General features: G+C 35.6%; 22 protein-coding genes. 9 read left to right on the top strand and 13 right to left on the bottom strand.

Annotated features, from left to right (window positions below; translation table 11 throughout):
• Window positions 1-91: 91 nt before the first annotated feature.
• The gene (gene dacF / locus B5P42_RS23655; RefSeq protein WP_002088461.1) at window positions 92-1,282 is read right to left on the bottom strand and encodes a serine-type D-Ala-D-Ala carboxypeptidase DacF; all 1,191 of its coding nucleotides are present in this window, start codon (window positions 1,280-1,282) and stop codon (window positions 92-94) included.
• 166 nt (window positions 1,283-1,448) lie between these two features.
• On the opposite strand from dacF, the gene B5P42_RS23650 reads away from it, so the two are divergent.
• Genes B5P42_RS23650 through B5P42_RS23635 form a run of 4 tightly spaced genes read left to right on the top strand, consistent with a single transcriptional unit; the run spans window position 1,449 to window position 4,843 of the window.
• Window positions 1,449-1,868: a GntR family transcriptional regulator gene (locus B5P42_RS23650; protein ID WP_105589648.1), complete on the top strand. Its 420-nt coding sequence runs from the start codon at window positions 1,449-1,451 to the stop codon at window positions 1,866-1,868.
• Window positions 1,834-2,715 (top strand): ABC transporter ATP-binding protein, encoded by an 882-nt coding sequence (locus tag B5P42_RS23645; RefSeq protein ID WP_113735412.1) that lies wholly within the window; start codon window positions 1,834-1,836, stop codon window positions 2,713-2,715. Before B5P42_RS23650 ends, B5P42_RS23645 begins: the two co-directional genes overlap by 35 nt.
• Window positions 2,705-3,766, top strand: a complete 1,062-nt coding sequence (locus tag B5P42_RS23640) for an ABC transporter permease subunit (RefSeq protein ID WP_105589650.1) — start codon at window positions 2,705-2,707, stop codon at window positions 3,764-3,766. Before B5P42_RS23645 ends, B5P42_RS23640 begins: the two co-directional genes overlap by 11 nt.
• Window positions 3,767-3,778: 12 nt before the next feature.
• Entirely contained in the window at window positions 3,779-4,843 is a 1,065-nt protein-coding gene (locus B5P42_RS23635) for an ABC transporter permease subunit (RefSeq protein WP_113735411.1), read from the top strand.
• 24 nt (window positions 4,844-4,867) lie between these two features.
• On the opposite strand, the gene B5P42_RS23630 is transcribed toward B5P42_RS23635, so the two are convergent.
• The gene (locus tag B5P42_RS23630; RefSeq protein WP_105589652.1) at window positions 4,868-5,413 is read right to left on the bottom strand and encodes a hypothetical protein; all 546 of its coding nucleotides are present in this window, start codon (window positions 5,411-5,413) and stop codon (window positions 4,868-4,870) included.
• A gap of 100 nt (window positions 5,414-5,513) precedes the next feature.
• Window positions 5,514-5,933: a MarR family winged helix-turn-helix transcriptional regulator gene (locus B5P42_RS23625; protein ID WP_060749666.1), complete on the bottom strand. Its 420-nt coding sequence runs from the start codon at window positions 5,931-5,933 to the stop codon at window positions 5,514-5,516.
• Between the two features lie 160 nt (window positions 5,934-6,093).
• Here B5P42_RS23625 and B5P42_RS23620 point away from each other — a divergent pair, with 160 nt between their 5' ends.
• Together B5P42_RS23620 and B5P42_RS23615 are read left to right on the top strand one after the other, a co-directional pair.
• Entirely contained in the window at window positions 6,094-6,765 is a 672-nt protein-coding gene (locus tag B5P42_RS23620; RefSeq protein WP_002067033.1) for an SIMPL domain-containing protein, read from the top strand.
• A gap of 134 nt (window positions 6,766-6,899) precedes the next feature.
• Window positions 6,900-8,189 carry an NCS2 family permease gene (locus tag B5P42_RS23615; protein ID WP_002192601.1) on the top strand — a complete coding sequence of 430 codons (1,290 nt, stop codon included), beginning with the start codon at window positions 6,900-6,902 and terminating at the stop codon, window positions 8,187-8,189.
• Window positions 8,190-8,222: 33 nt separating this feature from the next.
• Here the strand turns inward: B5P42_RS23615 and corA are convergent, their stop codons facing one another.
• The 9 genes from corA to spoIIM all read right to left on the bottom strand — a co-directional run bounded on the left by corA (window position 8,223) and on the right by spoIIM (window position 16,268).
• Window positions 8,223-9,173 carry a magnesium/cobalt transporter CorA gene (gene corA, locus B5P42_RS23610; RefSeq protein WP_002033891.1) on the bottom strand — a complete coding sequence of 317 codons (951 nt, stop codon included), beginning with the start codon at window positions 9,171-9,173 and terminating at the stop codon, window positions 8,223-8,225.
• A 72-nt stretch (window positions 9,174-9,245) separates the two neighbouring features.
• Window positions 9,246-10,550, bottom strand: a complete 1,305-nt coding sequence (locus B5P42_RS23605; protein ID WP_002067030.1) for a pyrimidine-nucleoside phosphorylase — start codon at window positions 10,548-10,550, stop codon at window positions 9,246-9,248.
• A gap of 7 nt (window positions 10,551-10,557) precedes the next feature.
• Window positions 10,558-11,379 carry a purine-nucleoside phosphorylase gene (locus B5P42_RS23600; protein WP_001078443.1) on the bottom strand — a complete coding sequence of 274 codons (822 nt, stop codon included), beginning with the start codon at window positions 11,377-11,379 and terminating at the stop codon, window positions 10,558-10,560.
• 12 nt (window positions 11,380-11,391) lie between these two features.
• The gene (gene deoB, locus B5P42_RS23595; protein WP_002014935.1) at window positions 11,392-12,576 is read right to left on the bottom strand and encodes a phosphopentomutase; all 1,185 of its coding nucleotides are present in this window, start codon (window positions 12,574-12,576) and stop codon (window positions 11,392-11,394) included.
• Between the two features lie 364 nt (window positions 12,577-12,940).
• Window positions 12,941-13,681 (bottom strand): FixH family protein, encoded by a 741-nt coding sequence (locus tag B5P42_RS23590; protein ID WP_002138213.1) that lies wholly within the window; start codon window positions 13,679-13,681, stop codon window positions 12,941-12,943.
• 146 nt (window positions 13,682-13,827) lie between these two features.
• Window positions 13,828-14,718, bottom strand: a complete 891-nt coding sequence (gene xerD, locus B5P42_RS23585; RefSeq protein ID WP_002067028.1) for a site-specific tyrosine recombinase XerD — start codon at window positions 14,716-14,718, stop codon at window positions 13,828-13,830.
• Between the two features lie 6 nt (window positions 14,719-14,724).
• Window positions 14,725-14,955: a YqzK family protein gene (locus B5P42_RS23580; RefSeq protein WP_002165108.1), complete on the bottom strand. Its 231-nt coding sequence runs from the start codon at window positions 14,953-14,955 to the stop codon at window positions 14,725-14,727.
• 103 nt (window positions 14,956-15,058) lie between these two features.
• Entirely contained in the window at window positions 15,059-15,514 is a 456-nt protein-coding gene (gene fur / locus B5P42_RS23575) for a ferric iron uptake transcriptional regulator (RefSeq protein WP_000392654.1), read from the bottom strand.
• Window positions 15,515-15,620: 106 nt separating this feature from the next.
• Complete coding sequence (gene spoIIM / locus B5P42_RS23570) at window positions 15,621-16,268, bottom strand: stage II sporulation protein M (RefSeq protein WP_113735410.1); 648 nt, start codon at window positions 16,266-16,268, stop codon at window positions 15,621-15,623.
• Between the two features lie 126 nt (window positions 16,269-16,394).
• Between spoIIM and B5P42_RS23565 the strand changes: the two genes are divergently transcribed.
• Complete coding sequence (locus tag B5P42_RS23565) at window positions 16,395-16,946, top strand: GNAT family N-acetyltransferase (RefSeq protein ID WP_002033881.1); 552 nt, start codon at window positions 16,395-16,397, stop codon at window positions 16,944-16,946.
• 23 nt (window positions 16,947-16,969) lie between these two features.
• On the opposite strand, the gene B5P42_RS23560 is transcribed toward B5P42_RS23565, so the two are convergent.
• Window positions 16,970-17,509, bottom strand: coding sequence for an NUDIX domain-containing protein (locus B5P42_RS23560; protein ID WP_002014941.1), 540 nt, complete (start codon window positions 17,507-17,509; stop codon window positions 16,970-16,972).
• A gap of 74 nt (window positions 17,510-17,583) precedes the next feature.
• Between B5P42_RS23560 and mciZ the strand changes: the two genes are divergently transcribed.
• Both mciZ and B5P42_RS23550 read left to right on the top strand, forming a co-directional pair.
• Window positions 17,584-17,712, top strand: a complete 129-nt coding sequence (mciZ, locus tag B5P42_RS23555) for a Z-ring formation inhibitor MciZ (RefSeq protein ID WP_000870295.1) — start codon at window positions 17,584-17,586, stop codon at window positions 17,710-17,712.
• A 53-nt stretch (window positions 17,713-17,765) separates the two neighbouring features.
• Window positions 17,766-18,680, top strand: coding sequence for an aldo/keto reductase (locus B5P42_RS23550; RefSeq protein WP_113735409.1), 915 nt, complete (start codon window positions 17,766-17,768; stop codon window positions 18,678-18,680).
• Window positions 18,681-18,796: the final 116 nt, after the last annotated feature.

The following is an 18,796-nucleotide window of genomic DNA, read 5'->3' as shown; positions in this document are numbered from 1 at the left end:
CTGACAAAAGAAGAACTATTTCGTCATAAAGTGAAACCTTTCAGCAATTATTTCAGTAAATACGAATAGAAAAACATCAAAATTTTCGCCGCTATTTTGATGTTGAAAACATCCCAAAACTTCTTTTAAATAACTCCCACCAGCTCGCTGCCTCAACATCTTCTTTCGCTACAATTGTTTGTTTTAATAAAACATCTTTATCTCTTTTAATAACAAGTGTGCCAAGTGCATCACCTTTTTTAATCGGTGCCTTCACTTTCTTTTCAGCAATCACTTCTTGTTTAACTTTGTCCATATTTTCGCCCTTCTTCATAAGAAGAGACACATTGTCTGACGCAACTAAATCTACTTTTTCTTCCTTACCTTTTCCTACTTGTACAGTTTTAATTTTCTCACCACGTGTATACAATTTCTTTGTCATGTATTGTCCAAATGCATAATCAAGAAGCTTCGTTACTTGATTGTTCCGCTCTTTTGATGTAGGTGCTCCCATTACAACTGAAATAACACGCATACCATTTTTCTCAGCCGATGCCGTTAAACAATATTTCGCTTCTGTCGTAAAGCCTGTTTTCACTCCATCTACTCCAGGATAAAAACGTACTAGCTTATTCGTATTAACAAGCCAAAACTTCTTATCCGTATTTTCACGTAAATAGTCTTCATATTTACCTGTGTATTTTCGAATAAGTGGATACTTCATCAACTCTTTCGCCATAATAGCCATATCATTCGCTGTAGAATAATGATCTTTCGCCGGGAGACCTGTCGGATTTTGAAAATGTGTATTTTTCAATCCTAGATCTTTCGCTTTTTTGTTCATCATATTTACGAAACCTTCTTCTGAACCAGCGATATGCTCAGCTACTGCAACAGATGCATCATTTCCAGATGCAATTGCAATGCCCTTTAACATTTCATTTACAGTCATCTCTTCCCCAGGTTCTAGAAAAATTTGTGATCCGCCCATTGAAGCTGCGTGTTCACTCGCTCTTACTTTATCGTTTAGTTTTAGTTTTCCTTTTTCAACTTGTTCCATAATTAATAGCATTGTCATAATCTTTGTCATACTAGCAGGTGGTAACTTTTCATTCGGATTTTTATCAAACAAAACTTTACCTGTATCTTGCTCAATTACGATGGCTGACGACGCTTGTTCCGCTAACTTCGGCGTGGTTTCTTCTGTTTTTTCCTGCTTCGTTTTCTCAGATTGTGCGAAACTAACTGAAGTACCAGAAAGCAATAACATGAAACAAACAAGTATTCCAAAAACTCGCTTCATGACTAACCCTCCATTCTATATCAAACTTATTTTTTCCAATTTATACATTTTTAATACCATATTTTCCTATTATTTTCAGTTGACAAATAAATTCATTGCCTATATTGTATTAAGTGTATTACATGCAGTAGTACACTTAATACTCATCAGGAAGGAGACATTGCTCTTGCATATTCAACTTGATCCAAGAAGCAACACTCCGATATGGGAACAAATTGTTCAAAATATAAAAGAGCTCGTACTAAAAAATATGTTAGCTCCAAGTGATAAACTTCCTTCTGTACGCGAGCTTGCTTCTTTGCTCGTTATAAATCCAAATACAGTAAGTAAAGCTTATCAAGAATTAGAGCGACAAGGGATTATTGAAACATTACGAGGAAAAGGAACATTTGTAGCCCAATCGATTACCCCAACATTAGACGAAAGGAAAATCGCTATGGTTGAAAAGCAATTTCATCAATTATTACTAGAAGCCTCTTATCTTGGGATTACGAAAGATAAAATTCATGATTGGATAGATTCATACTACAAGGAGATTGGAGGAACTACAGATGTTGAAAGTGACAAGCTTGAAGAAAACAATTGATAACCAAACGATTTTAGACGATGTTTCTTTCACATTACAAAAAGGTAGTATCGTCGGATTGCTCGGAAGAAATGGCGCAGGGAAAACAACTTTATTACGAACGATGGTCGGCATTTTAGACCCCGATGAAGGAACTGTTACATATGAGGGTACAGATGTTCATATGCATCCTGAAATTAAACAAAGAGTTGTATACGTTCCAGATTCTACTAACATACTGAACGGATATACAGTGAAGGAAATCGTAAAGTTTTATAAAGCGGTTTATACAGCATTTGATGAACAGTATTTTTATGAAATATTAGAACGTTTTAATTTACCAAACAAACGTATTCGTAGTTACTCAAAAGGAATGAAAGCACTGCTTGCGATCATTTTAGCTTTCGCTGCAAAAGCAGAATATGTCATTTTAGATGAACCGACAAACGGACTTGATCCTATCGTTAAAAGACAGATTCTACAATTTCTCGTTGAAGAAGTAGCAGAAAAAGAAATTACAATTTTTATCTCCACTCACCATTTAGATGAAGTTGAAAAAATTGCCGATACAATCATTATTTTAAAAGGACATACAGTAGATTCTATTACATCACTAGATGATGCAAAATCACGATTTGCCAAAATACAAGTTGCTTATGAACGTTCATTACCTCAAAAACTAGAAAACTTAAGCAATATTAAAATATTAAACCAAACAGGAAAAGTATATACAATCTTAATTGAGGAAAATGTGGCTACAACACTGGAGAAGTTTTATAAAGAGCAACCAATACTCATTGAAGAATTAACAATGTCACTTGAAGATGTCTTCGTTACGACACTTGAGGGGGATGAGTATGTTTCATAAGGCATTGTGGATGTGGAATTGGAAGCGCGGGAAATATGCTGTATTACTGTTCTTCTTTAGTTCGCTTTATCTTTTATCTTTCGGATACTATAAAGCAGCCGAGCGACAACTTGCTAATTATTATAAATTGCATGAAAAGGGAACGTTCTATTATGATTATGCTTTTTTGTCAAATACAGGTAATAGTTTTTGGCTAACTATTCTTATTATTTCTATAGCTTGTCTATTAATAGGATGGGAACGTAGCAACCAATCTAATACCCTACTTATGGCAATGCCATTTAAAAGAAAAGATGTTTTCTTATCCAAATGGGCTTTCGGTTCATTCTGTATTGTAGGCTCATTCCTTATAAACTGGATTCTTATGTACTTTATTTATAAAACAACCATTCATTTTGATTATCAATCATTTGGGCCATTTCATCGATACTTTCTTTATGCGATTGTTTCATATGTTGCAGTATATACAGCTGCATTATGTATCGGTACCTTTACTGGAAGTATTGTTTCGCAAGCCGTTTTTTGTATTCCTTGGTTACTAATGGGTCTTACATTTATTTCATTACTATACAATTTTACAATAAATCATTTTGATGCTACGAATAATAGAAACTCTCACTCATATGAAAGTCTTTCTGAAATAAATAAAAAAACAAATATTGTGGCACCAATATATAATTTTTCTATTTATTACGATTATGATCCAAAATTACGTAAAAAAGAAAATGACCCAACTACTTTAAGAGATCCAGCATCGCATATGTATTATTCGGCTAAGTCAATGTTACTCCCTATTTTCTATACAATATTTTACTTACTACTTGGAACATATTTATATACACGATCACCAAATGAAAACGGTCGAAAGATATTTATTTTCCAAAAACATTTAAAAATATGGATATGGGGGACAACCATTTACTTTGCATTACTAGGTGGCTATAAAATAACTCAATTTAATTTCTTACTTAGCTATTATATCGGGTTGTTTCTCGCTGGAATTATCACTTATGTTGTATTATCACGTCTAACAAATTATAAAGTTTTTTAAAGGAGAGATCCTATGTTTCAAAAAGCAATATGGCTAAGAACGTATCAGCAAAGTAAGTATGTTGTATGGTTATTTTGGCTCGTCAGCTTCTATACTTTATCATATAAATACTATATGTCTTCTATTCAAGAGCAATACTTTCTAAATGACAATAAAAAGTGGAACTATGTATATCATTACCACTTTGATTTAACACTCATAGATCCTGTCATACTGTTAGGTAGTGTACTTATCGTTCTAGCTTGTACTTTAATTGGATGGGAAAGACAAAATAACTCTAGTGACTTGTTATGGTCTATGCCCTTTAAACGTTCACACCTCTATATAACAAAATGGTTGTTTGGAATCTGTAATATTGTTGCGATTGTCGTTTTAAACTGGGGACTATTTGCTATTATGAAAAAGTTGACTTTTCATAATAAGTATCAAGTATTCTCCCCATTTCATAGCTACTTTATATACATGTTAATTGTATTAATTGCTATTTATACGCTTGCTTTATGTATAGGAACAATTACTGGGAATACTCTCTCGCAGGGACTTCTCACTGCAGCTATATTCATGTTTCCATTGTTATTTCCATCCCTTATCTCAGCAGTCATCGCTGTTCACTCGAATACTGACTTTCATGAGGACAATGGCAATATGCATCGTGTTATGGAAAACATACGCATTTCAGGTCCAGCAGAAGATTTTCATATTAGATTTGATTATAATCCGCAAAGTGCCTATACCGATCCTGATGGAGTGCGTCATAATGAACCAAACTTTACAAAAATCCCTTCAGTAAAAACATTGATTGGACCTATTGTAAATATAATTATTTTATTACCACTCGGTATATATTTATATGTTCGTTCAGTCAATGAGCGGAATGGTAGTTTCTTACTATATCCAAAGCTTCAAAAAATATTTATGTTCTGCGCTATTTTCTGTATTGGAATTAGCGGTGGTTTAATAATTGGCGGAACCCATTCGTTGCTTAATTTTTACATTGGTTTGTTCGGAACAAGCATAATTAGCTATTTTCTTCTATCTAAAATATTGAGATTGAAGGTCTCTTGGAATTTCAAATAAAATAACCTCCTCACTAAGAGGAGGTTATTTTATTTTCTCTCTCCTATCTCCATACACCATCTCTTCTTTCATCCCAAATCCATCACCGTTTTGCACAATTTGCTCTGTCGGTGCAACTACACTTTCAGCAACTTTCCATTCCCCACGTTCTTTCACAAATACTTGCAGAAAATAGTTCATACCATTTAATTGATATGCATTTTCTTTTTTCACATTATAGTGCACCGCAATGTAATACACTTGGATATTTTCTTTTCCTGCTTTCGATACGTATTGCGATAATCTAGGAATGTACATAGCTGCTTTTTGAAACGGTAAGTGCTTCGCTTTAACGAGCGATGAACTTGTTACGTTACGTAATGTGTCTTGATTACGAATATTATCACTATGGTGGAATAATACTGCGTTTTGCATAGAGCGAACCCATAATTTCGAATATAAGACAGTATTATCGTTTTCAATGTATTTCACTTCTTTTTGCACGACTTGAATTGGAGTATCAGCGTATAAGAATGTATTAAAACAAAAAAAACTTCCTAATAAAATGGTAAGTCCAGCAATATATTTCATAATCTTTCCTCCGATCTGTTTAATTAAAGTATCGGAGTTTCAAAATATTTTTATTCAAAAGAAAAAGGATAGGAAAGCTCTCGCTTCCTATCCTCATTTATTATAATACGCGGCCAAATAGCTCTAAAACCATTTCTATCTCTTGGTCGCTCCAACCTTTAAATTTCTCTTTATAATATTCTTTACGCACAGCTTCAAGTTTTTCAGTTACTTCTCGTCCGTTTTCTGTAATTTCTAAGTATACGATACGACGGTCTGAATTTGAACGTTTTCTTTCAACAAATCCTTTTCGCACGAGACGATCTGTTACAGCTGTAATATGACTGGAGGTTACGTTTACTTCACTCGCAATTTGCGAAGCCATCTGTGGACTTTTTAAAAATAACGCACGTAATACAGAGAATTCGTTATATGGCATATGCTCTGAAAAACGTGTATTAATATCATTTTGTAATAAACGTATCATCTTTCGAAATGATGCAGATAAATCTAAAATCAGTGTTTCTCTATTTTCGCTCACTAGCCTCGTCCCTTTTTTATCATATTTACAAATATTATAATCTATAAATACCTATGTTGTATATGCTTTCTTCCCTCAACATTCTCATTTATGTAACTTTTTTCATACGATTTTCTTTTTTGTTCACACATATACATGTAAAAAAGGATGGTGAGCATAAATGCAAAGTGGAATGAATCCGTATTTACATAATATCCGTACGACAAATACTGGTAAAGAAGCTACTATTACTGTACAAGGAGAAGGCATTATAAAAGCAAAACCAAATGTTGTCATATTAACACTGGGCATTCGAACGGATAGTAAAAATGTAAAACAAGCGCAAGAAGAAAATGCAGTGCAATCGAAACAATTGCTTGATGCACTCAAACAGCTAGGTATTGCCGATAAAGATATAGAAACCATTTCTTATACAATTACGCCTCAATACGAATATGTAAATGATAAAGCATTACTACAAGGCTACCGTGTGGAGCATTTGTATGAAATTACCGTTTTAAATGTGCAAAAAGCAGGGGAAGTATATGATATAGCCGTTTCGAATGGTGCAAACGTAGCAAAAGGATTACGTTTTCGAATATCTCATCCAAATAAATATTATGAGCAAGCTCTCATTCAAGCTCTGCAACAAGCAGTAGACAAAGCTCGTACAATTGCGAGTACCTACAATTTAAATATTAATCCTGTTCCCCTCTCATTCGTTGAAGAATCTGTCCAATTACCACGGGAGATCGCATCATATGCTACTTTGCATGCGCAAGCGGCTCCGCCCATTCAATCAGGAGAACTAGAAATCATTTCATCTATCCGGGCAATTTTTACGTATTTATAAATAAATTCATTTATAAGTAACCGTTATCATTTTCGTTGTTGTAAAAACATGATGTTCTGATATAATAAAGGACGGTGAGCTCTTACATAAGAGATATCACGGGTGGGAGAGGGATATGAAAAAGAAGGTTTAACATGAAAGGAATACTTGAAAGAACATTTAAATTAGACTTACACCAAACATCACCAAAACAAGAAGTTTTAGCTGGAGTCACGTCATTTTTCACAATCGTTTATATTATGATTGTAAATGCGTCAATCTTATCAGATGCCGGCATTCCTCTTGAAGCAGGAATTTTGGCAACTGTTTTCAGTTCATTTGTCGGATGTCTACTTATGGCATTTTGGGCAAATGCACCTGCTATTCTTGTCCCTGGTATGGGTGTAAATGCATTCTTCACGTACACTGCTGTGCATACGCTCGGTTTAGCTTGGCAAGAAGCATTGGCAGCTGTTTTTATCGCCGGTATTATTTTTGCAATTGCTGCTTTTACACCAATTGCTCGCGTGCTTTCGGTATCGATTCCAAAGTCATTAAAGGAAGCGATCACTGTCGGTATCGGGTTGTTTTTAGCTTTCATAGGCTTGCAAAAAGGTGGTTTAGTCGTTTCGCATCCTAATACTGCTGTTGCAATGGGGAAATTAAGTAGTCCTGTCGTTCTTGCAACACTACTTACTCTTATTGTGGCACTTGTGCTATTTGTTCGTAACGTACGTGGAAACTTTTTATGGACGATTGCAATTGGAACTGGTATTGCATGGCTGTTTGGTCTTGTTGATACGAGTCAAATGGGAAATAGTTCGTTTTCATTCGCTAATTATGGCGATGTGTTTGGAGCTATGTCATTTGGGAAACTTTCTTCCTTACCATTTTGGATTGCAACATTCTCCTTAAGCATGGTGCTTATTTTTGAGAACATGGGACTACTACACGGTTTATTAGAAGATGATCGTAAATTCCCACGTGCTTACCAAGCAAATGCAATTTCAGCAATGACATGTGGTCTATTTGGCACAAGCCCTACCGTTTCAACAGTAGAGAGTGCCGCAGGTATTACTGCAGGCGGAAAAACAGGTCTGACGTCTATCGTTACAGGGTTGTTATTCTTCGCATCACTGTTTGCGCTTCCGTTTGTCAAAATAATTCCTGATAGTGCCATTGCACCAATCTTAATTATTATTGGCGGTCTGATGATTACAAGCATTCAACAAATTCCTCTGAACGACTTTTCAGAAGGATTTCCAGCGTTTTTAATTATCGTTATGATCCCGCTCACATATAGTATCGCTGATGGCATTGCGTTCGGATTTATTGCTTATCCTATCTTGAAAGTTGCACTTGGAAAGCGTAAAGAAGTCGCACCGTCCATGTATATTATTACATGCTTATTCTTAGCCATGTTCGTATTACACGCTATTGGCTAAGAAAAAAACACCGAGGAAATCCTCGGTGTTTTTTTACTTAAACCAACCTTTTTTATAAAACCAAGCCATCATTCCGCCGCCAATTAATGCCATTAAAATTAAGCAAATAAAATAACTATACTTCCCGCCAAGCTCTGGCATATGTGCGAAGTTCATGCCGTATACCCCTGCAATAAATGTTAACGGCATGAAAATAGTTGAGAAAACAGTTAATGTTTTCATAATATTGTTCATATGGTGGGAATTCAATGAAAAGTAACTATCTCGAATATCTGCCGTCAATTCACGGCTCGCTTCAATCATCTCTGTCAGTTTAAGCAAATGATCATGTATGTCTTTAAAATAAATTTCATGATCGCTTATACCGTAAAAACGAGTTGAATTTAAAATGCGATACAATAAATCACGCATCGGAATAATCGTACGCCTTAGCTTAGATAAATCTGTCCGAATATCAAATACCTCTTCTAGCACACTTCCTGCTGTCTCACCCGTTAAATTATCATCAATTGCATTTAAATGGTCTTCAATGTAATATACAGGTGCGAAATAATCATCTACAATTTGGTCAATAATTGTATGTGCTACATTTAAAGGACTCTTCTTAATACGTTTCTTCTCACCGAGCGTTTTCCATACTCTTTCAATCGCATTGTTATGAGAGAAGTGAAAAGAGACTATATATCGATCACTAACAAATAAATCGATTTCATGCGGTTCTAATCCGTCTTCTCCGAATGCATGGAGAACTAAAAAGTTATATCCATCATAAAAATCTACCTTTGGCCTCTGTACATACTCTACACAATCTTCAATTGCAAGGGGATGGAATTTGAAGTGATCTTGTAAAATATATGTATACTCCTCTTTCGTCGGCTTATATAAATCAAGCCAATACCATACGATGTTTTCTTGTCTCGTTTCTTCTAGCGACACATCATATAAAACTTCATTTTTTTTCGTTATTGCACAAATTCTAATCATAATTTCACCCTTTACTATTATAAACAAAAAATAGTAAAAAAAGCCAAGGAGAAATCTCCTCAGCTTTTTTTATTACTTCGTTACAATACCGTGTACTAAAGTTGGTGCATCTACGTGGTCTTTAGCGATTTTCATGTTCTCATAAATTTTCGCTTTTACATCTTCAACATTTTCGCGGTTTGCGTAAATTGTAACAAGAGAGTCACCTTTTTTCACGCTATCGCCTACTTTTTTGCGAAGCATTAGACCAACTGCTAAATCAATTTCAGACTCTTTCGTTGCACGCCCTGCTCCTAAAAGCATTGCTGCTGTTCCGATTTCATCTGCAACGATTTCCGATACGTAACCGTCTTCTTTCGCTTCCACTTCAATTTTAAATTGTGCTTGTGGCAATTTAGAAGGATCATCAACAACAGATGCATCGCCGCCTTGCGCGGATAAGAACGTTTTAAATGATTCTAGCGCTTTACCATTGTTCATTACTTCAATTAACTTTTCACGTGCATCTTCTAAAGATGAAGCTTGTCCAGCAAGGTACACCATCTGACTTCCAAGTGTTAAACATAACTCTTCTAAATCTTTCGGTCCCTTACCTTGTAATGTATCAATTGCTTCTTGTACTTCTAATGCATTACCAATTGCTTCACCAAGCGGCTGACTCATATCAGAAATAACCGCCATCGTATTACGACCAACGTTATTACCAATGCGTACCATTGCTTCTGCTAAACGCTTTGCATCTTCATCCGTTTTCATAAACGCGCCTGCTCCAGTTTTTACATCAAGAACAATTGCATCTGCACCAGCAGCAATCTTTTTACTCATAATTGAGCTAGCGATAAGAGGAATTGAATTTACTGTTGCAGTTACATCACGAAGCGCATATAACTTTTTATCAGCAGGTGTTAAGTTTCCACTTTGACCAATAACAGCGATTTTATTTTCATTTACAAGACGCATGAATTCATCATTTTCAATTTCCACATGGAATCCTGGTACTGCTTCTAATTTATCAATTGTACCACCCGTATGTCCTAGACCTCGTCCAGACATTTTCGCAACTGGTACACCTAAAGCAGCTACTAATGGACCTAATACAAGTGTCGTTGTATCACCAACTCCACCCGTTGAATGCTTATCTACTTTTACCCCTTCAATGGCTGATAAGTCAATTGTATCACCGCTATTTACCATTGCCATCGTTAAATCTGCACGTTCTTGATCATTCATATCTTGGAAGAAAATTGCCATTGCAAGTGAACTCATTTGATAATCTGGAATACTACCATTTGTGTATCCTTCAACGATAAAGTTAATTTCTTCTGTCGTTAATGCATGTCCATCACGTTTTTTTGCAATTAGGTCCACCATTCTCATTGTGAAGTCACCCCTTCATTTGTTTTACAATTGCTTTTACTAATGCTAAGAAATTAGCTTTAACACGTTCTGTCGTTTCAATTACTTCATCGTGGTGAAGTGGTTGATCTAAAATACCAGCTGCCATATTTGAAATACAAGAAATACCTAGTACTTTCATACCTGCATGACGAGCTACAATTACTTCTGGTACTGTTGACATACCAACTGCATCTCCGCCAAGTGTACGAAGCATACGAATTTCAGCAGGTGTTTCATATACAGGACCTGTCATTCCAACATATACACCTTCTTGTACTTTAATATTTAAATCTGCTGCAACTTGTTTCGCCATTTCGCGAAGTTCTGGCGTATATGATGTAGACATATCAGGGAAACGTACACCCATTTCAGAATCATTTGGTCCGATTAATGGGTTCGTACCCATGAAGTTAATATGGTCTGAAATTAACATAAGATCGCCTGGTTCAAATGATGTATTTACACCACCAGCTGCGTTCGTTACAACAACTGTTTCTACACCTAGTTCTTTCATAACACGAACTGGGAATGTTACTTTTTGCATATCGTATCCTTCGTAGAAATGGAAACGTCCTTGCATTGCTACTACTGTTACACCTTGAAGTGTACCGAATACAAGTTGACCTGCATGTCCTTCTACAGTTGAAACTGGGAATTCAGGGATTTCACTGTATGGTACTGTTACTGCGTTCTCGATTTCATCTGCTAATACACCTAGTCCAGATCCAAGGATTAGTCCTACTTGTGGTGTCTCTTGAAATTTCTCTTTTAAGTATGAAGCTGATTTTGTAATTAGTTCACGATTCATCTGTTTATCCCCCTATTTCTTTAGCTCGTTTAAGAAGCTTGTTCCATGTTCTGGCATTTTAACATTAAAGTTTTCTGCTACAGTTGCACCAATATCAGCAAATGTTTGACGAAGTGATAACTCTTGTCCGCCTTCTTTCATGCTTGGGCTATATGCTAATAACGGTACATATTCACGTGTATGATCAGTACCAGGATGTACTGGATCATTACCATGGTCTGCTGTAATTAATAATAGATCATCTTCTTTTAGTTTTTCGAATACTTCTGGAAGACGTGCGTCATATTCTTGTAGAGCTTCTCCGTACCCTTGTGGGTCACGACGATGACCAAATAAGGCATCAAAGTCAACTAAGTTTAAGAAGCTAATACCTGTAAAGTCCATATTTAATGTATCTACAAGCTTGTCCATTCCATCCATATTTGATTTCGTACGAAGTGATTCAGTTACACCTTCTCCATCATAAATGTCAGCAATTTTACCAATAGCAATTACATCATAATCGCTATCTTTAAGTTCATTCATTACTGTGCGACCAAATGGTTTTAACGCATAGTCATGACGATTTGGTGTACGTGTGAAGTTTCCTGGCTCTCCAACGAACGGACGAGCAATAACACGCCCTACCATGTACTTCTCATCTAATGTTAATTCACGTGCGATTTTACAAATTTTATATAGCTCTTCAAGTGGTACTACTTCTTCATGAGCTGCGATTTGTAATACACTATCAGCAGACGTGTAAACAATTAAAGAACCTGTTTCCATTTGTTCTTGACCAAGCTCAACAAGTACTTCAGTTCCAGAGGCTGGTTTATTACCGATAATTTTACGACCTGTCTTTTCTTCTAATTCATCAAGTAATTCTTTCGGGAATCCTTCAGGAAACACTTGGAATGGTGTATCAATGTAAAGGCCCATGATTTCCCAGTGACCTGTCATTGTATCTTTACCTGTAGATTTCTCTTGCATTTTTGTATAATATCCAAGCGGTTTCTCTACTTTAGAGATTCCTTTCATTTCACGAATATTACCAAGGCCTAATTTCACCATGTTTGGCATGTGTAATCCATTCATATGTTCAGCGATATGACCAATTGTATCAGAACCTAAATCACCAAACTGCTCAGCATCTGGTGCTTCACCGATTCCCACAGAGTCCATTACGACTAGGAAAATACGTTTATATTTATTCATAACTGCAACCTCCTATATGTTCAGTTCTACTTCTTGTAGTATGTTCAAAACGCTATAAAGTGAAACTGTTATCAATGGGAATTATCTTTCGTCCTCATTATCAAACAGTACTGCTTTAAATCAGTCTCTAACTTTTTCGTTTTACTTTCAAACGAATCAAAAAAATTTCTAGTTTTTTCTAAGTCAGATGTCAGACATCTGATATTGATATCATACCATGTTTACGCTTTCTTTTTAATACATTTTCGTAGAATTTCTCATTTTCTTTACCATTCTATTGTAATCCATTCTGCAAAGAAGTGCTAATCATTTTATAACATATTTCCTAATATAAAAATAAAAAGCAGCTCTAAAGAGCTACTTTTTATTTTACTTCTACTGTTTCTTCTTTATGTTCATGTAGTTCACCTTTTCTTACATGAACTTTCACTTTATAAGCACCATTCTCTTTGAAAGTATGTTTACTTTCATACTCCCCTTTATTCCCTTCTTTCGCCGGAATAAATTCGTGTTTTTCAACGCCGTCTTTCCAAATCTCAAGTTGTACTTCAGCACCAGTTAACGCTTCTTCTTTTTGTTTTAAATGGACTTTCATTGTTGATTCAGCATTTGCTTTTATGTCACCGGCCATAAGATGAATCATTGTGTCACTTTTATGATCACCGTGTCCTGCACTATGATCACCACTTTCTTTTTTCGCATCTTCTACTTTCGCATTCCCTACAGCAACTTTGTGTTCTGGCATAACGTGTATATCACGTGCATTTGTATGAGGAATAATATGATATACTCCATCAGTTTCAAATGTTTTCTCTACTGCATAAACACCTTTTCCTTTATGCTTACCATCTAACATCTCGTGTTTCTCGTCGCCATCTTTCCAAATCTCAAACTTTACGTCATCAGCATCCGTTACTCTTTCTTTTCCTTGTGTAACAAGTGCTTGTACTTCTGTTTTTTCACCAGGTTTAATTTCTTTCGGATTCGTTTGAACCGCTACGTCTATACCTTCAAGTTTCTGTCCTTTTTTCGGTTCTTCTTTGTTTGTATTACAGCCAGCCAATGCTAGCATCGCGATAAATAATGTAATAATAAGTTTTTTCATCTTCATTTCCTCCTTCATACTTTCCTTAGTATAGAGGAAATACATTGTAATATTCTAGTCTTCTGCTGAAAACAATGTACGAAATGTTTGTGAAGTTTCTGTGAAATGGTTCACTCTTCTTAATCTATGAAAAAAGAGCATAGTGACTATGCTCTCGGGTGAAACTGTTTATATACATCTTTTAATCTAGTTTTTGAAACGTGCGTATAAATTTGTGTCGTCGAAATATCTGCATGTCCAAGCATTTCCTGTACAGCACGTAAGTCTGCCCCATTTTCTAATAGATGCGTAGCAAAAGAGTGACGCAACGTATGCGGTGTAAGCTCTTTTGCAATATTCGCTTCTTTCGCTAGCCGTTTTAAAATTTTCCAAAATCCCTGTCTCGATAATCGATTACCATGATGGTTTAAAAAGAGCGCATCTACTGCTTTTTTACCCATCAATTCTCTTCTTCCTTTTTCAATATACTTTTGAATCGCTTCTGTCGCTAAGCTTCCTAGTGGAATAATTCTTTCTTTGTTCCCTTTCCCGATACAGCGAACAAATCCCATCGTTAAGTGCACATCTTCTAAATTTAATGCAATTAATTCTGAAACACGAAGTCCTGTTGCATACAACAACTCTAACATTGCCTTATCACGAATCCCAAAAGCACTTGCCGTTTTCGGTGTTTGAAGCAATGCTTCCACTTCGTCGATTGATAATACTTTTGGTAATTTCCGTTCCCCTTGTGGCGTTTCAATATGTACCGATGGGTCATGCTCCACTGCTCGTTCACGAAGTAAAAATTGATGAAACGAACGAATCGATGCAATATGACGCGCCAATGTTTTTGAAGATTTCCCGTTTTCTTTTAAATGCTGCAAAAAGTTAACAATATGCAAGCGTGTCACTTCATGAAACGTCTTCGTTTGTTCTACATTTTGCAAATACTTCACATAGCTTTTTAAATCGCGTTCATAAGATACAACTGTATTTTTCGCTAAACCTTTTTCAACAATCATATAATGAATAAAATCTTTTAATTGATCTTCCAATCTACACTACTCCCCATTTTCATAGAAAAACATCATTCTATTTACGAAAGCATCCTTTTCCGGCTCCTCATTCCCTGATACTTTTTCTACAGTCTCTTCTTTTGGCTTTTCATAACGATGGTAACTTTCATATTCTTGATTTATCCATAGTATAGCGAAATAAAACAAAATCGTACAACTTGTAAATAATAAAAATACTTTCATCCCATCAAAAGTTAATTTTAAAGCTCGGCGCATTGTAAATTCCTCCAAAATATAAGTTATTACAACATATGCCAAGCTTTCACCAATTTATACCTTATTCAAATAAAAAACCTCTTCCTAGTTAAATAGGAAAAGGTTATTTTTCATCCGTTTCATTTTCTTGACAATTTTTACAAATCCCATGGAATGTTAAACGATGATCTTTCACCTTAAAGCTCCAGTCTCGTTCCACTTTATTCTCCACTTCACCAAGTAAATCTTCTTGTATTTCTTGTACAGCACCACATTGTGTACAGATTAAATGATGATGGAAACGCTGTGCACCTTCTTGGCGTAAGTCATAACGCGAAACACCGTCTCCAAAGTTAATCTTATCGACAACTTTCAACTCAGACAATAACTCTAAAGTTCGATAGACGGTTGCTAATCCGATCTCTGGCGACTTTTCTTTTACAAGGAGGTATACATCTTCTGCGCTTAAATGATCTTCTTCATTTTCTAGCAGCACACGAACTGTTGCTTCACGTTGTGGTGTCAATTTATAGCTCGCTGCATGTAATTGCTTCTTAATTCGTTCAATTCTTTCTTCCATTCGGTACTACTCCCTCCTCGCCACTCTTACACCATTATATCAGAAGAAGGGCTCCTGTCAAAAGAAAAACAATAAAAACAAATTGATAATTATTCTCAAAAAGTATTTATTGTTTGTTAATAGCCTCCACAACTTCTTTCATTAAAATTGGTGATGCATACGCTTCGACACTGGAAGCAATAGCTAGTACCGCTCCAATCACGAGAAAAAAGCATGTATAGCGAATTAATAACGGCAATAGTGGCTCAGTTATTTTCCGGATAAATTGATGCCTAATCATTCTCAAGGAAAAGCTTGCAGCAATTGTTGTCATAACGAGAAATACAGGAATTATAATTAAATTTTGTGGCAATACAGATACAAATGCTAATAATAGTCCATTCCATCCGTGCTGACTTACTAAAAAACCTACTGTAAATCCAACAACTACCCCTTTTAAAAATAGTAAGATAAAAATGAGCGGCAACCCAATAATTGAAATCCCCAAAATCCAAATAAAGCCGATATATTTTAATTGCGAAAAGTAACTTTCTCGAAACATTTCGCCCGCGACAGCAAATTCTCCTTTAGAAACTTGTCCAAAAAAACGCTGTAAATAAAATGATAAATCTTGCTTTTGGTTTATTTGTAAACTATTCACAAGAATCGCTCCAAATATTACTCCCATCAGTAATAAAACCGCATTAAATATATACAGTGAAGAATTTTCCTGTATGTGAGACATTACACGGTCTTGCCACGTTTTTCGCCACATTTTCCTTCCCTCCGTTCACACTCTTACTAAAAATGTATGAAAGAAAGAAAAAAAGTATGACGAATTAGCATTGAAATTCCGCTCTACTTTGCTAAACTAAAAAGTAGAGAATAGGAGGGATTTCTCTTGAAACCATTATTATTAGATTTTCCAACATTATTTCAAACTGAGCGCTTGCAAGTACGTAAACCGTTTCCAGGTGATGGAACAGAAGTATATGAAGCAATCCAAGCTTCGCTAGAAGACTTATTACCATGGATGCCAATTACAGCTGAAACAGAAGAACGTGCTGAAGAAATTGTTCGCGAAGCTCACGGACAGTTTTTACTTCGTGAAACACTTGATTTCCACTTATACGATAAAGTATCTGGTACATTCATCGGAGCTATTACGCTCAAGCCTGAAAACTGGGATATTCCAAAGTTTTCACTTCACTTTTGGCTACATAGCGCTTATACAAAGCATGGCTATATGACAGAAGCCATTAAAGGTGCGATTCAATTTGCATTTGATAAACTAGGTGCTAGAAGAATTGAAATTCGTACTGATGCAACAAATATAAACGCATGTAACTTAGCAGAACGTCTAGAATTTATTTTAGAAGGTACAATGGAAAATGATTTCCTAGCACCCGATGGCAGCTTACGCGATGCACGTGTATATGCAAAAATCAACTAAAAACACTCGCCTTAGGCGAGTGTTTATTTTTGTAATTGTAAATATTGTACTGCAAACATCGTCTTAGCATCATGTATGCGAAGGTCTTTCATAAGATCAATCGCTTCTTCTAATGACACTTCCATTAATTCCACAAATTCATCTTCATCTAAAGCTGCTTTATTTTCTTTTTGTTTTAATCCTGTCGCTTTATATACATATAAAATCTCATCTGCAAAACCAGGTGATGTATAGAAAGATGTAATAAGTTCCATATTTTCACATACATATCCTGTTTCTTCTTCTAATTCACGAACTGCTGTTACCTCTGGCTTTTCCCCAGGTTCTAACTTCCCAGCAGGAATTTCCACAATTGCCTTTTCGAGAGCTTTACGATACTGCTCAACGAGTACAATTTTCCCCTCATCAGTAATAGCAATAATAGCAACTGCCCCAGGGTGATTTACGATTTCACGTTTACTCATTTCTCCATTTGGTAATACTACATCATCAACACGAACTTTTATAACTCTACCATCAAAAATCGGTTCAGTTTTTACTGTTCTTTCTGCAAGATTACTCATACTACTTCATCTCCCTGTTCTATTTCCTAATCGTTCTTCATACATTTTACCACATTGAAAGGAGCGTGATAGAAATGAAAGTTTACATTTTACCAAATCGCGTCACTTTAGTCGGCAAAGCATGGCAAATTCGTCATAAGCTAAAACAATATGGCAAAGAGTATACAACTGTACAAGAGTGGATTACAGCAAATAAAAAGTAAACGTTTGTCAACCTCCTTCCCCTTTCGTACAATAAAGGTAAGGAGGTTGACCTATGAAAAAACGTCAATTAGGAAACTCAGATTTATATGTTACGGAAATTGGATTTGGCTGTATGTCTCTCGGTGCATCTGAGGCTGAAGCTATGCGTATTATCGATGAGGCAATCGATTTAGGAATTAATTTTTTTGATACAGCGGACTTATACGATTATGGATTAAATGAAGAATTTGTTGGAAAAGCTCTGAAAGGAAAACGTGACCAAATTGTTCTTACAACAAAGGTTGGAAATCGATGGACAGAAGAAAAAAACGGTTGGTCTTGGGATCCTTCTAAAGCTTATATAAAGACCGAAGTAAAAGAGAGTTTACGTAGACTTCAAACAGATTATATTGATTTATATCAACTGCATGGCGGGACGATTGAAGATCCTATAGATGAAACAGTTGAAGCCTTTGAAGAATTAAAAAAAGAAGGGATTATTCGTCATTATGGTATCTCTTCTATACGTCCAAATGTCATTCGTGAGTATGCAAAACGATCAAATATCGTTAGCATATTAATGGAATACAGCCTTTTAAATCGTCGCCCAGAAGAATGGTTCCCGCTTCTTAATGAACAGCAAATTAGCGTTATTGCTCGCGGACCACTTGCAAAAGGGATTTTAACTAACAATAATACAAGAAAGATAGAAAGAGTAAAAGAAAAAGATTACCTCTCTTATTCTTACGATGAGTTATATTCGACACTCGCGAGTGTAAAAGAAATAATCGGAGAAAGCTCTTTAACAGGAACAGCTATTCAATATTGCTTACATAACGAAACTGTTGCAGCTGTTATACCTGGTGCAAGCTCTATTCAACAATTGCAAGAAAATATACAAGCTAGCCAACAGTTATCTTTAACAAAAGAAGAATATGTACAACTTCAAAAGATTGTTAAGTATGATTCATATGCTTTGCATCGCTAAAATATTGATACCGATAAAAACAAAAGACTGCCCCCAACACTGAACTGTACCCTATAAAATGGACAGTTTAATAAAAAAGCCCTGAAAAATCAAGCACTTAAAAGGTGGTTCCGATA

Origin of the sequence: Bacillus sp. SRB_331 (assembly GCF_003264175.1) — a bacterium.
In the GTDB taxonomy this organism is placed as follows: domain Bacteria; phylum Bacillota; class Bacilli; order Bacillales; family Bacillaceae_G; genus Bacillus_A; species Bacillus_A mycoides.
Note: the sequence above shows the minus strand (reverse complement) of the source record. Positions and strands in the feature narration are given on the sequence as shown.

Coding starts and splice junctions, on each gene's coding strand:
- dacF (WP_002088461.1), bottom strand. CDS start 1,282: ATGAAGCGAGTTTTTGGAATACTTGTTTGTTTCATGTTATTGCTTTCT.
- B5P42_RS23645 (WP_113735412.1), top strand. CDS start 1,834: ATGTTGAAAGTGACAAGCTTGAAGAAAACAATTGATAACCAAACGATT.
- B5P42_RS23640 (WP_105589650.1), top strand. CDS start 2,705: ATGTTTCATAAGGCATTGTGGATGTGGAATTGGAAGCGCGGGAAATAT.
- B5P42_RS23635 (WP_113735411.1), top strand. CDS start 3,779: ATGTTTCAAAAAGCAATATGGCTAAGAACGTATCAGCAAAGTAAGTAT.
- B5P42_RS23630 (WP_105589652.1), bottom strand. CDS start 5,413: ATGAAATATATTGCTGGACTTACCATTTTATTAGGAAGTTTTTTTTGT.
- B5P42_RS23620 (WP_002067033.1), top strand. CDS start 6,094: ATGCAAAGTGGAATGAATCCGTATTTACATAATATCCGTACGACAAAT.
- B5P42_RS23615 (WP_002192601.1), top strand. CDS start 6,900: ATGAAAGGAATACTTGAAAGAACATTTAAATTAGACTTACACCAAACA.
- corA (WP_002033891.1), bottom strand. CDS start 9,173: ATGATTAGAATTTGTGCAATAACGAAAAAAAATGAAGTTTTATATGAT.
- B5P42_RS23605 (WP_002067030.1), bottom strand. CDS start 10,550: ATGAGAATGGTGGACCTAATTGCAAAAAAACGTGATGGACATGCATTA.
- B5P42_RS23600 (WP_001078443.1), bottom strand. CDS start 11,379: ATGAATCGTGAACTAATTACAAAATCAGCTTCATACTTAAAAGAGAAA.
- deoB (WP_002014935.1), bottom strand. CDS start 12,576: ATGAATAAATATAAACGTATTTTCCTAGTCGTAATGGACTCTGTGGGA.
- B5P42_RS23590 (WP_002138213.1), bottom strand. CDS start 13,681: ATGAAAAAACTTATTATTACATTATTTATCGCGATGCTAGCATTGGCT.
- B5P42_RS23580 (WP_002165108.1), bottom strand. CDS start 14,955: ATGCGCCGAGCTTTAAAATTAACTTTTGATGGGATGAAAGTATTTTTA.
- fur (WP_000392654.1), bottom strand. CDS start 15,514: ATGGAAGAAAGAATTGAACGAATTAAGAAGCAATTACATGCAGCGAGC.
- spoIIM (WP_113735410.1), bottom strand. CDS start 16,268: ATGTGGCGAAAAACGTGGCAAGACCGTGTAATGTCTCACATACAGGAA.
- B5P42_RS23560 (WP_002014941.1), bottom strand. CDS start 17,509: ATGAGTAATCTTGCAGAAAGAACAGTAAAAACTGAACCGATTTTTGAT.
- mciZ (WP_000870295.1), top strand. CDS start 17,584: ATGAAAGTTTACATTTTACCAAATCGCGTCACTTTAGTCGGCAAAGCA.
- B5P42_RS23550 (WP_113735409.1), top strand. CDS start 17,766: ATGAAAAAACGTCAATTAGGAAACTCAGATTTATATGTTACGGAAATT.